Below are 14,283 nucleotides of genomic sequence, written 5' to 3'. Positions count from 1 at the left end.
TGATGGCCCTGCAGAATCCGTGCAAGAAGTCGTCCGGTTCTGGGATCGAGCACATCCGCACCCCAGATCGCCGAGTGGGAGGCGGTGACCGACCTTTATGGAACCTGATCGCGCCACCCGGATCTGGACCGCGGTGGCGCTGCGCGCCATGCGCGCGAAAGAACCGCTCGCACCGGGCCATGCGTGCGTCGAGTGCATCGAAGCGCTGGCTGTCAGCGGCGCCGGCCTGATGCTGGCAACGGGCCCGCAGACATTGGAGCCGTTCTACTGTGTCGGCGACCACGCCGGTGAAGCCGACGGACTGCAAGCCACCGTCGGCGAGGGACCGGGCATCGATGCCTCGGCTACCGGGCAGCCGGTCCTGGTCGACGACCTGGCCTCGGCCACCTCCCAGCGACGGTGGCCGGTATTCGCGGTGCAGGCGGCCCCCCTCAATGTGCGTGCCATTCATAGCTTTCCGCTGGCATTGGGTGCCATCCAGGTCGGGGCATTGAATCTCTACAGCGACGCCCCCCGCGACTTCGGCCGCGACGATCTGGTGGACGCCCTGGTCTACGCCGACACCGCGCTGCTGCTGGTACTCGACGCACGCAGCGGTGTCGATTGTTCTGGCGACGACGCGATCGTCGATGGCCAGGTCACGGCGCTGTGGCGGGCAGAGGTACATCAAGCGGCCGGAATGGTGTCGGTGCAGTTGGGAATCTCGGTGCTCGATGCGCTGGTGCGGCTGCGCGCGCACGCCTATCGGTACGACCAACCGCTGCCGACGGTGGCCCGGGCGGTGGTGGAGCGCAGACTACGTTTCCGTGCCGTTGCCTAATGCTTGGTGCGGCGCAGGATTTCCGACTGGACGGCCCCGAATCGGCGGCGCGCGCGGGCGTCGGCCTGGTGCTGGGCAGCGGCGGTGACGACCACCGCATCCGGACCCGGAAACACCACGGCTTCATGCTCGGAATCGAGCCAGCGCACGACGTATGGCGGCGAGCCGTCGCGCGAGCGCACCTCGGTGATCAGGCCTCGATGCTCGGGCCGGTCGACCGTCAAACCCTTGATGACCAGCCAGTCCCCCACTTCGGCGTGCATACGTCCTCCCTTCGCTGAGCAGATGTTCGCGCAGACCGGCGCGATCCGATAGGGCTTTGCGGCCCTTGATGCGGAGGCCGAAAGTCCTACCGGGTCAGCCCGGGACCGTTCAGCGCAACGGCGCCTGCCAGCTCAGCCGGGTGCCGCCGGAGGGCACCGCCTCGATGGCAAAGGTGCCGCCGACCTCGGCCGCGCGCCGCTGCAGGTTGTTCAACCCGCTGCCGGTGATGTCGGCAGGGATGCCACAGCCGTCGTCGACGACCTCGATGCACAACTCATCGCCGGCGACGACGCTGACCGACAACGACGTCGCGTCGGCATGACGCACGGCGTTGCTGACCGCTTCGCGCACCACGGCCTCGGCGTGATCGGCCAGGACCGCGTCGACCACCGACAAAGGGCCGGAGAACGCAACGGTGACGTGCACCTCGGGGGTGGCGAAGGCGGCGATGGCCTCGTCGAGTCGCTGCCGCAGGCGGGTGCTGCCGCCCTGGCCACCGTGCAGGTCGAATATCGCGGTACGGATCTCCTGGATGACCTGCTGTAGATCATCGACGCACTCGGTAAGCCTGGACTGGACCTCCGGTGTGCGTGCTCGCGGGATCGTGCCCTGCAGCGTCAGGCCCACCGCGAACAACCGCTGGATCACGTGGTCGTGCAGGTCGCGCGCGATCCGGTCCCGGTCGGTGAGCACATCGACCTCCCGCAACCGACGCTGGGCGGTGGCCAACCGCCACGCCAGCCCCGCCTGGTCGACGAATGCCGCGACCATGTCCAGCTCCTCGGCGTCGAACGGCGCGGCACCCTCGGGCCGCAGCGCGACCAGCACGCCTGCGACGGTGCCGCTGGCGCGCAGGGGCAGAACCAGGGCCGGCCCCGGCCACGAGACCGCGGCATCAAGGACGAGAGCATCCAAACGTCGGGGGGTGGCGCTGGCGAAGACCTCGGCGATCACGTTGCCCGCCGTCGGAATGGCCGCCGGGATGGCCGCCAGCCCGTGACCCGAGGCGGCCACCACCAGCAGCTCCTCGATCTCGCCGTCCGGGTCGTCGAGGTCCGAACGCACCGCGACCAGCGTGGACTGGGCGCCGCTAAGCTGGCGCGACTTGTCGGCCACCAGCCGGAACACCGTCGACGGATCGACCCCCGAGAGCATCTCGGTGCCGATGTCACGGGTGGCTTCGATCCAGGACCGCCGGATCTTGGACTGCTCGTAGAGCCGGGCGTTGTCGATGGCGATGCCCGCTGCGGCGGCCAGTGCCTGCACCAGGACTTCGTCGTCCTCGCTGAACGGTTGCCCACCTGCCTTCTCGGTCAGGTAGAGATTGCCGAACACCTGATCACGGATGCGTACCGGCACTCCGAGGAATGTCCGCATCGGCGGATGGTGATCGGGGAAACCCACCGAGTCCGGGTGCTGGGAAATGTTGTCCAGCCGGATGGGCTTCGGATCGTCGATGAGCACCCCGAGCACGCCGCGCCCCTCCGGAAGATGACCGATGTGCTCCCGCGTCGTCTCGTCGATTCCCTGGTAGATGAACTCGACGAGTTCGTGGTCGTGACCTCGGACTCCCAGCGCTCCGTAGCGGGCGTCCACCAGCTCGACCGCGGTGCCGACGATGGTGCGCAACGTTTCGTCGAGTTCCAGGCCCGAGGTGACGGTAAGCATCGCGTCGAGCAGGCCATCAAGGCGGTCCCGGCCCTCGACGATCTGTTCGACGCGGTCCTGAACCTCGTTGAGAAGTTCGCGAAGGCGGAGCTGGGACAGTGTCTCCCGCAACGGGCGCATACCGGTACCAGCGTCCGACTTCCCCCAGTCGGTCACGGGTCCCATAGTGCCACTCCCCGAACCCGTCCACTCGCCCTCGACGGAAATTCTCACCTCACTTGATCGACGCAGGACAGATACTCCCCGAAACGATGGTCGACATCGTCGCGCAGGAACGTCGCGGTTCCCGGAGTCCGGAGTTTGGCTGTCGCCGCTGCGATGCCGTACCCCACGGCACGGCGCAATGTCTGGCCCCGAGCAAGGCTGACGGTGATACCGGCAACCATCGCATCACCGGCGCCGACCTCACTGACAGCAGCCACCGAAGGTGCCGGGAAATGTTCGGCGCCCTCGCGGGTGACCAGTAGCGCACCGGCGGCGCCCAATGACACCACGACGACGTCGGTGAGCCCGCCATCAATGAGTTCCCCTGCAGCACAGACCTGTTCGTCCTGTGTCAGCAGTGCACGGCCGACACATTCGCGCAGCTCACGCAGACTGGGCTTGAGCAGGTACACACCCGAGGTCACGTACTTGAGCCCGCCCCCGGACGTGTCGAGGATCAATGCTGCCTGCGTCTGACTGCACATGTCGGCGACGCGCTGATAGAAATCCGGCGGAGCCCCCGGCGGTAGGCTGCCGCTGGCCACCACGAACTGCGCTGACACTGCGGCCCGCCGCAGCGCCGCAAGGCACTGTTGCTGCTCCCCGGACGTCAGCGTGGGACCGGGGAAGATGAACCGATACTGCTTACCGCTCGCGAGTTCGTTGACTGTGAAACTCTCCCGCGTCGCCCCCCGGATGGCCACCGGCACAGCAGCTACCCCCTCGGCGGTGATCAGGTCGGTGACCTGCGAACCTGTCGCACCCCCGGCAGTGAAAACCGCCGAGATCGGCATCCCGAGCGCGTGGGCGAAACGCGCCACATTGACACCACCGCCGCCCGCGTCGTACCGCTCGGCGCGGCAACGGATCTTCTGGGTCGCGACGACGTCGTCGGCGTCGGCGGTGACGTCGAGGGCGGTGTTCAACGTCAGCGTGACGATCGGCGGAGCAGTCATAGGCCGGTCGGATAGGTTTCCGGGGTTTCTCCGGCGACCCACCTGCTGGTGACCTCGAGTGGCTGCAGTGCGGTGGTGGTGTCGATGTGGATGATCGCATCGAACTGCCCGCCCGGCCGGACGTGGTAGTAGTGGCTCTGCCGCTCGGTCGCGGGCTGGTAGATGACTCCGATGGCACGCGCCAGCCGCACGGTGTCCAGCGGTTCGGCGGCCGCCCGGCAGATCGCCCCGGACACCATGAATGCGGGCCGGTCGACCTCGTGGAGCAGTTCTTCGATGCTGCCGTTGAGTGCCGGGCGCACCACCTTGCGTTCGGCGATCCCGCCCCATTGGCTGGCCGCGGTCACCGTGCCGGAGTAGGTGGTCATGCCGATCAGTCGGGCCGCCTCGCCGAACTTCTCGCGCACCAGCTGCCCGAGGGTCAACTGCCCATCAGCACCGACCTCGGTGGCGCGCGCATCGCCGACGTGCGAGTTGTGTGCCCATACCACGATCCGCGCCGGTTCGACTCCACCGCGCCGGTCCAGATGCCGGTCCAGGTGCCCCAGCAACGCCTCCAGCGTCTGGGCCATGTGTCGGTCCCGCAGATTCCAGGAACTGACCCGCGCCCCGAACATGGCGCGGTAGTAGGCCTCGGCGGCGCGGACGGTCTGCGCGTTCTGCAATGCGTAGAACAATTCGTCTTCGGCCGGCAGGCCGTCATGACGCAGATACTCCAGCCCGTGGCGGTGCAGTTCGACGAGCTGTTCGACCGCTTGGCGTTCACAGGACACCCCAGCACCGAACGCTGCGGCATAGCCGTAGGCCTGGCCATCGTCGGCCGAGGTGTGCTCGAAGCAGGAGTACCGCTGTCGGGCTCGGCGCGCCGCGACGGGGTCGACGTCGTCGAGGTAGTCGACCACCTCGCGGATCGACCGGTGCAGGCTGTAGAGGTCCAGCCCGTAGAACCCGGCCGCACGTTTGCCTTCGGTCCGGCGCTGCGCATTGTGGGCCCGTAACCATCCGACAAAATCGCGAACCACGGTGTTGCGCCACATCCAGGCCGGGAACCGCTCGAACCCGCTCAACGCCTCCTCTGCCGACCCGTCGTCGCCCTGCCCGTGGGCGTAACGATTGACCCGGTAGGCGTCGGGCCAGTCCGCTTCGGCAGCAACCGCGCAGAAGCCCTTCTCCTCGATCAACCACCTGGTGATCTCGGCGCGCGCCTCGTAGAACTCGTGCGTGCCGTGCGAGCTCTCGCCGATCAGCACGATGCGGGCGTCACCGATCAGCTCGTCGAGGGTCTCCCGCGGTGGCATGCCGCCCGGCGCGTCGACGGCGCTGCGGAAGATCGCCTCGGCCGGGGTTTCGGCCAGCCGGATCCGCGCCGTGGGCATCCCGACGGTGGGGGTGGCGAGCAGCTCGCGCACCTCGTCGTCGCTGACCTGTCGGAAGTCCCAGAACGACTCCCCGACCGCGAGAAACGGGGTGGGCATCGACGCGCAGACGACGTCGTCGACGAGCCCGGCGAACTCGCGACAGGTGGATTCCGGCGCGGCGGGGACGGCGACGACGATCTCCTCGGGATCCAGCTCGCGCAGCGCCTGTACGGCGGCGAGCATGCTGGCCCCGGTGGCCAGACCGTCGTCGACCAGAATCACCGTCTTACCGGCCAGTTCGAGTGGTGGCCGGCCGGCCCGGTAGGCGGCCTCGCGGCGCAGCAGTTCACGCCCTTCCCGCTCGGCGACCTCGCGGACCTGCTGAGGCGACACCCCCAGGCCACGCACGACGTCGTCGTTGACCACCAGACGTCCGCCGCTGGCCAACGCTCCCATGGCGAACTCGTCGTGCCCGGGGGCGCCGAGCTTGCGCACGATGAAGGCATCCAGCGGGGCACCGAGGGCCGCTGCGACTTCCCAGGCGACCGGAATGCCGCCCCGGGCCAGTCCGAGAACCACCAGGCCCGTTCTGCCGCGGTACCCGCCGAGCATTCCGGCCAGCACCCGGCCGGCTTCCCGACGATCCCGAAAGACCCGCCGGGATCCTTCGCTGCGCGATTCCTGGGCAATACTCGTCATGACGGCTCCCGTTCTGCGAGGGTCATCCCAGAACGGGATCTTCGGCGGCCGGTGCGGGTGCGGTCGCGGGACCGAACACGAACCGTCTGCCGGTGATGCTGAGCGGGCGGATCTGGACGAAATGCGGCTTCTCCGTCGGCGTCCACGGCAGCAGGTCGGCACGTTCGGCCTCGGCGATCTCTTCGTCGTCGCGCAGTGAGCGCGCCGTGCCCGCGACAATCACGCTCCAGCCCTGCGCGGCGTCGTGGTCGTCGGCCTCGAACAGGACGTTGTTGTTGATCGCCGCGCTGACCAGCTTGGTGCCCTGCGCGGTGCGGAACAGGATGCTGCGGTTGTGTACAACGAAATTGACCGGAAAGATCGCCGGATTGCCGTCGACGCTGGTGACCAGGCGACCCAGCGTGACGCCGGCCAGCAGGTCCCAGCATTGCGAGGCCGGAAGGACGGTGATCGGTGAGGTGTTGTCGGTCATGATTCGACCATAGGCAGCGCCGAACCGGCTCGGCTATGGCACAAGGTCCCCAGTTCGCCCGTCACTGCGCGAACTCGACGGAGCGCCCGGCGGCCAGTTCCCTGCTATCGCCTCGACATTCGACCAGCACCGGCGCAGCGTCGCCCGGTTCGGCACTCAGCGTGGCACTTCGCCCGACGACGCTGATCCGCAGTCGATGCCCGCGGTAGCGGAAGGTGAACGTCAGCCGGCCGAGCGAGGTGGGCCACAGCGGCCCCACCACGATGCGGTCGCGCCGCAACTCCAGGCCGGTGAAACAGCGCTGCAGCAGATCGATGCTGCCGGCCATCGCAGCCAGGTGAATGCCCTCCGCGGTGGTGCCGTGCTGGATGTCGCTCACGTCGGAGGCCATCACCTGACGGAAGTAGTGCATGGCTTGGCGCCGGTCGCCGCGGGCGAGTACCCAGGAGTGCACCACCGCACTCAAGGTGGAGCCGTGTGAAGTGCGCTTCTGGTAGTAGCCGATGGTCGCCGGGATCTGTTCGGGGGCCAACGAGTAGCCCAGCCGGTCGAACAATTCGTAGAGCTCGTCGGCCGAGAACAGGTAGAACAGCATCAACACATCAGCCTGTTTGGCCACCTTGTAGTTGTTCGCGCTCGAGCCCTCGGCTTCGAGGATCCGGTCCAGCCGCTGCAGGTCGGCATAGCGTGCCCGGTAACCGTCCCAGTCCAGTTCCTCGAGGTCGGCATAACCTTCGAACTGGCTGATGACCCCGGCGTGGAACGGAACGAACATCCGCCGGCTGACGTCTTCCCAACGCCGCAGGTCGTCGTCGTCGACCTGCAGCATCTCCAGCAGGGCCAGCCGGTAGCTCAGCGGCAGCCGTTCCAGCGCCTCCAGCGCCCGGACGATCACCCACACCGCCAGCACGTTGGTGTACGCGTTGTTGTCGATGCCCTCGTAATCCCGGCCGGGATAGCCGGAGTGGAACTCGTCGGGCCCGATCACGCCACGGATCACATAGCGGTCGCGTGCCGGGTCGAACGTCGCGGCGCTGACCCAGAACTGGGCGATCTCGGCGAGCATCTCCGCCCCGTAGTCGATCAGGAACCCGATATCTCCGGTGACCTGATAGTGCTGCCAGACGTTGTAGGCGATCGCCAGTCCGACGTGATGGGCGCGGGCGCTGGCGTCGGGGTTCCACCGCCCCGACCGCGGATTCAGATGCAGACGCTGGCTCTCCTCGCGCCCATCGCTGCCCGACTGCCATGGAAACATCGCACCCCGGTAGCCGGCCTGCCGGGCAGCGCGGCGGGCCTCGGGCAGTCGGCGGTACCGGTAGAGCAGAAGCGAGCGCGTGACTTTCGGCAAGCGCATATTCAACACCGGGAACACGAACAGCTCGTCCCAGAACACATGCCCGCGGTAGGCCTCGCCGTGCAGGCCGCGCGCAGGCACCCCGACATCGAGGTCGGCGGTGTGCGGCGAGAGCGTCTGCAACAGGTGCAACTGATGCAGACGCACCAGCCGCAACAGGTCGGGCTCGTTGCCGAGGTCGACGTTGAACCGCTCCCACAGATGAGTCCAGGCCAGCCGATGACCCTCGAAAAGCTCGTCGAAGTCCCCTATGTTGGCCAGTTCGCGTTCGGCCGCGGCGACCGGCCCGGAGATCCCGTGGTCGCGGCTGGTGTAGATGGCCGCCACTTTCTCCACGGTGACCGCCGAACCCGAGGTGACCTCGACGGCCATGTCGTGACCGATCCGGTTCACATCGCGATGAACCTGACACTCGGCGGTCAGATCGACCAACCGGTGACGCACCGCCACCGCTACCCGAATCTGTGACTCACTGGTATGGCACTCCAAAAGCACGGAATCGCACAAGACTTCGCGCATGGAGTCCACCACCAAGTGCTGTGCGGACAACTCCCGATACCGTTCGACCCCGAGATTGCGGACGCCGCCGTCGATGACCGATCGGAATTGCAGTCGTCCTGACCAGTTCTCGGCATGCACGGTGGTTTGCATCGCCGCCACGTGCGGCCGGTGCATCGCCACGCAGCGGCGCTGGGCAATCCTGGTGATACGTCCGGTGGGGTCGCACACCACGAACTCGCGCACCAAGATGGCCCGACGGAAATCGACCGTCGCCACGTAGGACCTGACCTCGACATCGTCGATGTCGAACCACGGACCATCATCGATGCGGAAGGTCAACGGCAGCCAATTCGGCAGATTGACCAGACTCTCGTTGTCGATGTCGACACCCGAGACCTGATCGGTGAGGCGATTGTAGATTCCCGCGACATAGGTTGCCGGATAGTGATTTTCCCCTGTTTCACACTCCGGCGCCGCACCCCGCACCGCCAGGTACCCGTTACCCAGCGTGCACAGCGTCTCCCGGAGCCGCTCGTCGGCCGGCCGATACGCGCCGAACATCAGCGTCCACGGGTCGTTGGTGGGGTTCTGGCCGACGGCCAGCTGATCGGACAACCGCACCAGGAATCGGCAGACGGCCTCGGGACCGTCGAGGGCATATCGCGCGGCCGACCTGCGGTCCCCGGATTCGGCGCTGCGCACCGCGACACCAATACCTTTGTGGCGCAAGACATCGAAGGCGTCCTCGTCGGTGAGGTCATCGCCGATGTAGAGGGGCAGCAACAGTTCCGTACCGTCGATCTGGTCGAGGATCCAGTCCACTGCTGTGCCCTTGTCCCAGTCGGTGTCCGGGCGCAGTTCGATCACTTTGCGTCCGTCCGCGGTCCGTAGGCCGCACCGCTGGCCGACGGTCCGCGTGGCAGCGATCACCTGATCGACTCGGTCGGCGGCGACGTGCCGGTAGTGCACAGCCACGGTGAACCGCTTGTCCTCGATCAGCACACCGTCGATTCCGGCCAGGCCGGCCCGCAGTTCGGCCACCGCAGTCGCGAGCACCTGCGCTTGGGTGGCACCGGTCTGGCTCTGCTGGCGGGTTCCGTCAGGAGCCCAGAGCTCCAGACCGTGGCTGCCGGCATACCAGATGCCCGGGACACCGACCCGGTCACGGATGTCGTCGAGTTCACGGCCGCTGATCACCGCAACCGGACACCGCGCAGCCAGCGATTCCAGAATCTCGCGGGCTCCGGGAACAAGCGAGGCCGTGCCCGGGTCACCGACGATCTCCGAGAGCGTCCCGTCGAAGTCCAGCAGCACCGCCGGCGTGCGTGTCTCGACCAGCGGTGCGATCTCGCTGTAGGACCGCAGCGCATCGGCGGTGGCAGAGATGGGCCGGAATCCGTCACGAACTGCGAGCGACACCAGGTCGGGGACCACGACGTCGGCGCCGCAGCGATGCAGACGCTCTGCGCTGCCTGCCGCGGCCACGCCGATGACCAGCGCGAAGCCGCTCACGCGTGCGGCGGTCACACCGGCCGGGTCGGCGTCGATGACCACACACCGCGACGGCCGGACCCCGAGCGCGCGGGCGGCGTCACACAGCATCTGCGCATCGGGTGTGCTGTCGACGGTCGCCACGCTGATGTCCACGGCTTGCAGTTGCCGCACCAGTTCGGCACTCACACCGGCCTGTGGCCCGAGGATCACCGCGTCGAAACGCCTCGGATCGACCAGCACCGGAAGCCCCATCACCCACGCTCCTTTTCAATGGCAGGTCTTCATCGTTGCCGCACCACGACTCGGTGCGCACCGGATTGCCTCGACGAATGACCAAAGGCCCTAGGGCCACACCGGCAAAGCTCAATAGCGTTGAGGTACGCCCTGGAACGGAGAACCCCATGACACCCGAAAGCGCGCCCCCACCGGTGATCGCCGGTATCGACGGATCGGCAGCGGCTCGACGGGCCGCGTTGTGGGCCCTCGAGGAAGCCGCAGCCCGGGAGACGACGCTGCGGTTGATCTACGCGATCAAGCCGACCGGCCTGAGCGCACCGGAGTACGCCGAACAGGTACGCCATGCCCGTGAGTGTCTGCGCGAGGCCAAGAGAGCGCTCGAAGCCACCGGCAGACCGGTTCAGGTCGAGACCGAGATCGTCGACGGGCCGCCCGCCGCGGCGCTGGTGTCCCAATCCGCGCATGCTGCGATGGTGTGCGTCGGCTCGGTCGGCATCGGCCGCTACGCACGGTCGATCTTGGGCTCGACCGCCGCCGAGGTGGCCGAGAAGGCGCACTGCTCGGTCGCTGTCATCCGGCCCGAGTTACACCTGAGCGCACAGGGTCTGAGCTGGATCCTGGTTGCGGTGAACGACCGGCCGGACAACCCCGCCGTCGTCGAACACGCGCTACAGGAAGCAGAACTGCGCCGTACCCCAGTGCTGGCCCTGGGCGAGGGGCGCGATGCGAACTCGGCCGAGGCGCTCGAGGAACGCATCCGCCCGTGGCGTGACCAGTACCCGGATGTGCACATTTACCCGATCGTCGACCACGCAGACGTCGCCCAATTCCTCAAGAAGCACGACGAGCCGGTGCTGTTGGCGGTGATCGGCAGCGCCGAGGCCGACGAGGTCGCCCAGATCTTGGGGTCGGGCCATTCGGTGCTGCGCCACGGCACGTCCTCTGCGCTGGTCGTTCGCTCCTAACCCGTCGAGCTCACCAAGGAGACGCGAGATGCCCGAGAAACTCAACGACATCGGCATCCTCGTCGGTATCGACGGCTCACCTGAGTCCCATGCTGCGGTGCGGTGGGCGGCTCACGAAGCCGCACTGCGCCAACGGCCGGTGACGCTGATGCATGTGGTCTCCCCAGTCATCGTCACCTGGCCGATCGAAGCACCGTTGCTGAGCTTCTACGAATGGCAGGAAGACAACGCCGCGCGGGTGCTCAAACACGCACGAGAGACGCTGGACGCGGCCCTCGGAGACTCCGCGCCGGTGACGGTCCACACCGAGATCCGCCACGACGGCGTCGTCACCGAGTTGACCGACACATCCGCCGAGGCCGACCTGCTGGTGATCGGCAGCCGCGGACTGGGACCTGTCGGGGGCGCCGTGCTGGGGTCGGTCAGCCGCTCGCTGCTGCACCACGCCAAGTGTCCCGTCGTGGTCACCAGGGAAGGGGCGGTTCGACGGCCCGATCACACCTTGCCGATTCTGCTCGGTGTCGACGGTTCGCCGGCATCGGAGAGCGCGACAGCCTACGCATTCGACGAGGCGTCACGCTGCGGAGTCGACCTGGTGGCTCTGCACGCCTGGAGCGATGTGGCGGTCTTCCCGATCCTCGGGATGGATTGGCACCAGTACGAACAACAAGGCCATGAAATTCTCGCCGAGCGGCTGGCCGGATGGCAGGAGCGCTACCCCGATGTCGTCGTCCACCGCAGGATCGTGTGCGACCGGCCGGCCCGCTGGCTGATCGACGAGTCCAAGAACGCACAGATGGTGGTGGTCGGCAGCCGCGGCCGCGGCGGTATTGCCAGCATGCTGCTCGGCTCGGTGAGCACCTCGGTCGCCGAGTCCGCACTGGCACCGGTCGCCGTCATCCGCGGCTGACGTGCCCACCCCGCAGTCGGCTCGCTGGCGCCCGCGCGTGGAGCCCACGCTGGCGGTATGCACCGTAGGTGCACTGGGCGCCGGCGGCGTCGCCTGGCTGCTCGGCGCGCCCCGTGTTGCCGACGCGTGTTGGGCCGCCGGCACTCTGGTCGCGATCGTACCCGCCGTGCTGTGGGTGGTCGCGGCGCTGCGCCACGGGCGGCTGGGCGTCGACATCATCGCGGTGCTGTCGCTGACCGGAACGCTGCTCGTCGGCGAATATCTTGCCGGGGCACTGATCGCCGTGATGCTCGCCGGAGGCCGGGCCCTGGACGCCGCAGCCACCCGACGAGCGACCCGGGACCTGCAGGCACTGCTGGAGCGAGCGCCGCGGTTCGCCCGTCGCCGCGTCGGCACTCAGGTCGGCGTCGTCCCGATCACTGAAGTCGCCGTCGACGACATCCTGGTGATCGCGCCCGGTGACGTGGTGCCGGTTGACGGCCGGATCACCGAATTCCAGGCCGTGCTCGACGAATCGGCGCTGACCGGCGAACCCGGGCACGTCGAGCGGCCCGCCGGCGAGGCCGTGCGCAGCGGGGTGGTCAACGCCGGCGGAGTATTTGAATTGCGCGCCACCGCGACAGCCGACAACAGCACCTACGCCGGGATCGTGCGACTGGCTCAGCAGGCAGGTGCCGAGAGCGCGCCCGTCGTGCGGCTCGCCGACCGATACGCCATGTATTTTCTCCCGCTCGCACTGCTGATGTCAGGCGCCGCGTGGCTGGCCAGCGGTTCAGCGGTCCGGGCCGTCGCGGTCTTGGTGGTCGCCACCCCGTGCCCGCTGCTGCTGGCCGCGCCGGTGGCCATCGTGTCAGGGCTGTCCCGGGCATCGCGCGCCGGTGTGGTCATCCGAAGCGGCGCTGCGCTGGAAAGCCTGGGTCGGGCAACAACTCTGGTGATGGACAAAACCGGCACCCTGACGATGGGAGCGCCCGGGGTCGTCGACGTCGTCGCCGCTCCGGACCGCGACGGGAGAGAGGTCCTGCGAATCGCCGCTTCGGTAGACCAGGTGTCGCCGCACGTGCTCGCCGAAGCGATCGTCGCCGAGGCACTGGCGCGTGAGCTGAGTCTGACGCTGCCGACGCAGGCCACCGAGGAACCTGGCCGCGGCGTCAGTGCCACGGTGGAGGGTCACCGGGTGACGGTCGGCAAGCTACCGGAGGACACCGCCACCGCCTCTTGGGCGCAGGGGGCGCTCAACCGGGCCCGGCTGGACAACGCAGCGGTGGCCTGGGTGTGCGTCGACGCGCAACCGATCGGCGCGATCCTGCTCCGGGACCCGCTGCGCCGCCAGGCCCCCCGCACCATGAGGCGACTGCGCGAAGCTGGTTTGAACCGCTTGGTGATGCTCACCGGCGACCGACCCGAACCGGCACGCGAAGTCGCGACCGTGTTGGGCCTCGACGAGGTGTACGCACAACAAAGTCCAGCCGACAAGGTCGCCGCCGTCGGCGCCGAGCGTGTCCGTGCGGTCACGGTGATGGTCGGTGACGGCATCAACGATGCACCGGCGCTGGCGGCCGCCACCGTGGGCGTCGCCATGGGGGCTCGCGGAGCGACTGCGTCGTCGGAGGCCGCCGACATCGTGCTGACCACCGACCGGCTCGACCGACTCGCCGACGCGATGGACATCGCCCGCTGGTCGCGGCGCATCGCGGTGCAGAGCGCCGTGGTCGGGATGACGCTGTCACTGATCGCGATGACGGCGGCCGCGCTGGGCTGGCTGCCACCCGCGGCCGGGGCCCTGCTCCAGGAAGCCATCGACGTCGCAGTCATCCTGAACGCATTACGCGCGCTGCGGGGTGATCCGCGAACCAAAGTGGAGTTGGCTGCCGCTACCGAAGCCATGCTGCAGGAGTTCGCCGCCGAGCACGAGGAACTGCGCGACGCGCTGAGCCAGATCCGGGCCAGCGCCGATCGCTTGGTCGCCGGTGCCGACGCCGCGGCTTTGCAGTCTGTGCAGCGGTCGTACACGTTGCTCACCGACTGGATCCTGCCGCACGAGCACGCCGAGGAAACCGAGTTGTACCCAGCGCTGGCCGCACCGCTGCACAGCAGCGAAGCCACCGCGACGATGAGCCGGACGCACGCGGAAATTCAACGCCTCGCCGACCGCATCGGTGCACATATTCGGCTGGCAGGGGCGGCAGGTGGCATCCAAGCCGACCAGGTCGATGACCTGCTGGCCTGCCTCTACGGGCTGTACGCGCTGCTGCGCCTGCACTTCGTCCAGGAAGAGGAGAACTACTTCACCCTCGCGCAGAACGAGTCCGACGCGCCGGGTTGAGGACCATTGGCCCTGGTCGGGCAAGGACCGCCGGACCAGGGTGGAACCAGCG

The 14,283-nt window shown here is 68.0% G+C and carries 10 protein-coding genes; 4 read left to right on the top strand and 6 right to left on the bottom strand.

Going from position 1 to position 14,283, the window contains the following annotated elements:
* The first annotated feature begins 97 nt into the window (after positions 1–97).
* Positions 98–820, top strand: coding sequence for a GAF and ANTAR domain-containing protein (locus KXD98_RS04845; protein ID WP_260762128.1), 723 nt, complete (start codon positions 98–100; stop codon positions 818–820).
* Here the strand turns inward: KXD98_RS04845 and KXD98_RS04840 are convergent.
* The 6 genes from KXD98_RS04840 to otsB form a co-directional block, all read right to left on the bottom strand.
* A complete protein-coding gene (locus KXD98_RS04840) occupies positions 817–1,083 on the bottom strand; it encodes a DUF1918 domain-containing protein (RefSeq protein WP_260762127.1) in 267 nt (88 codons plus the stop codon). The two genes, KXD98_RS04845 and KXD98_RS04840, sit on opposite strands and share 4 nt — an antisense overlap.
* Positions 1,084–1,192: 109 nt before the next feature.
* Positions 1,193–2,917 carry a GAF domain-containing protein gene (locus KXD98_RS04835; RefSeq protein ID WP_396882446.1) on the bottom strand — a complete coding sequence of 575 codons (1,725 nt, stop codon included), beginning with the start codon at positions 2,915–2,917 and terminating at the stop codon, positions 1,193–1,195.
* Between the two features lie 44 nt (positions 2,918–2,961).
* Positions 2,962–3,912, bottom strand: coding sequence for a 1-phosphofructokinase family hexose kinase (locus tag KXD98_RS04830; RefSeq protein ID WP_260762126.1), 951 nt, complete (start codon positions 3,910–3,912; stop codon positions 2,962–2,964).
* Complete coding sequence (locus KXD98_RS04825) at positions 3,909–5,969, bottom strand: erythromycin esterase family protein (RefSeq protein WP_260762125.1); 2,061 nt, start codon at positions 5,967–5,969, stop codon at positions 3,909–3,911. The genes KXD98_RS04830 and KXD98_RS04825 overlap by 4 nt, the downstream gene beginning before the upstream one ends.
* Before the next feature lie 22 nt (positions 5,970–5,991).
* Positions 5,992–6,441 (bottom strand): pyridoxamine 5'-phosphate oxidase family protein, encoded by a 450-nt coding sequence (locus tag KXD98_RS04820; protein ID WP_260762124.1) that lies wholly within the window; start codon positions 6,439–6,441, stop codon positions 5,992–5,994.
* A gap of 61 nt (positions 6,442–6,502) precedes the next feature.
* A complete protein-coding gene (gene otsB / locus KXD98_RS04815; RefSeq protein ID WP_260764985.1) occupies positions 6,503–10,045 on the bottom strand; it encodes a trehalose-phosphatase in 3,543 nt (1,180 codons plus the stop codon).
* Positions 10,046–10,194: 149 nt separating this feature from the next.
* On the opposite strand from otsB, the gene KXD98_RS04810 reads away from it, so the two are divergent.
* From KXD98_RS04810 to KXD98_RS04800, 3 genes are read left to right on the top strand one after another with little or no spacing between them, the layout of a single operon-like run.
* A complete protein-coding gene (locus KXD98_RS04810) occupies positions 10,195–10,995 on the top strand; it encodes a universal stress protein (RefSeq protein ID WP_260762123.1) in 801 nt (266 codons plus the stop codon).
* Between the two features lie 28 nt (positions 10,996–11,023).
* Complete coding sequence (locus tag KXD98_RS04805; RefSeq protein WP_260762122.1) at positions 11,024–11,905, top strand: universal stress protein; 882 nt, start codon at positions 11,024–11,026, stop codon at positions 11,903–11,905.
* A gap of 1 nt (position 11,906) precedes the next feature.
* Complete coding sequence (locus tag KXD98_RS04800; RefSeq protein WP_260762121.1) at positions 11,907–14,231, top strand: heavy metal translocating P-type ATPase; 2,325 nt, start codon at positions 11,907–11,909, stop codon at positions 14,229–14,231.
* The last annotated feature ends 52 nt before the right edge of the window (positions 14,232–14,283 follow it).

The sequence above is a fragment of the Mycobacterium sp. SMC-4 genome, assembly GCF_025263265.1.
In the GTDB taxonomy this organism is placed as follows: domain Bacteria; phylum Actinomycetota; class Actinomycetes; order Mycobacteriales; family Mycobacteriaceae; genus Mycobacterium.
This window is presented reverse-complemented; position numbering and strand designations above follow the sequence as displayed.

Coding starts and splice junctions, on each gene's coding strand:
- KXD98_RS04835 (WP_396882446.1), bottom strand. CDS start 2,917: ATGGGACCCGTGACCGACTGGGGGAAGTCGGACGCTGGTACCGGTATG.
- KXD98_RS04840 (WP_260762127.1), bottom strand. CDS start 1,083: ATGCACGCCGAAGTGGGGGACTGGCTGGTCATCAAGGGTTTGACGGTC.
- KXD98_RS04830 (WP_260762126.1), bottom strand. CDS start 3,912: ATGACTGCTCCGCCGATCGTCACGCTGACGTTGAACACCGCCCTCGAC.
- KXD98_RS04805 (WP_260762122.1), top strand. CDS start 11,024: ATGCCCGAGAAACTCAACGACATCGGCATCCTCGTCGGTATCGACGGC.
- KXD98_RS04810 (WP_260762123.1), top strand. CDS start 10,195: ATGACACCCGAAAGCGCGCCCCCACCGGTGATCGCCGGTATCGACGGA.
- KXD98_RS04845 (WP_260762128.1), top strand. CDS start 98: ATGGAACCTGATCGCGCCACCCGGATCTGGACCGCGGTGGCGCTGCGC.
- KXD98_RS04825 (WP_260762125.1), bottom strand. CDS start 5,969: ATGACGAGTATTGCCCAGGAATCGCGCAGCGAAGGATCCCGGCGGGTC.
- KXD98_RS04820 (WP_260762124.1), bottom strand. CDS start 6,441: ATGACCGACAACACCTCACCGATCACCGTCCTTCCGGCCTCGCAATGC.
- otsB (WP_260764985.1), bottom strand. CDS start 10,045: ATGGGGCTTCCGGTGCTGGTCGATCCGAGGCGTTTCGACGCGGTGATC.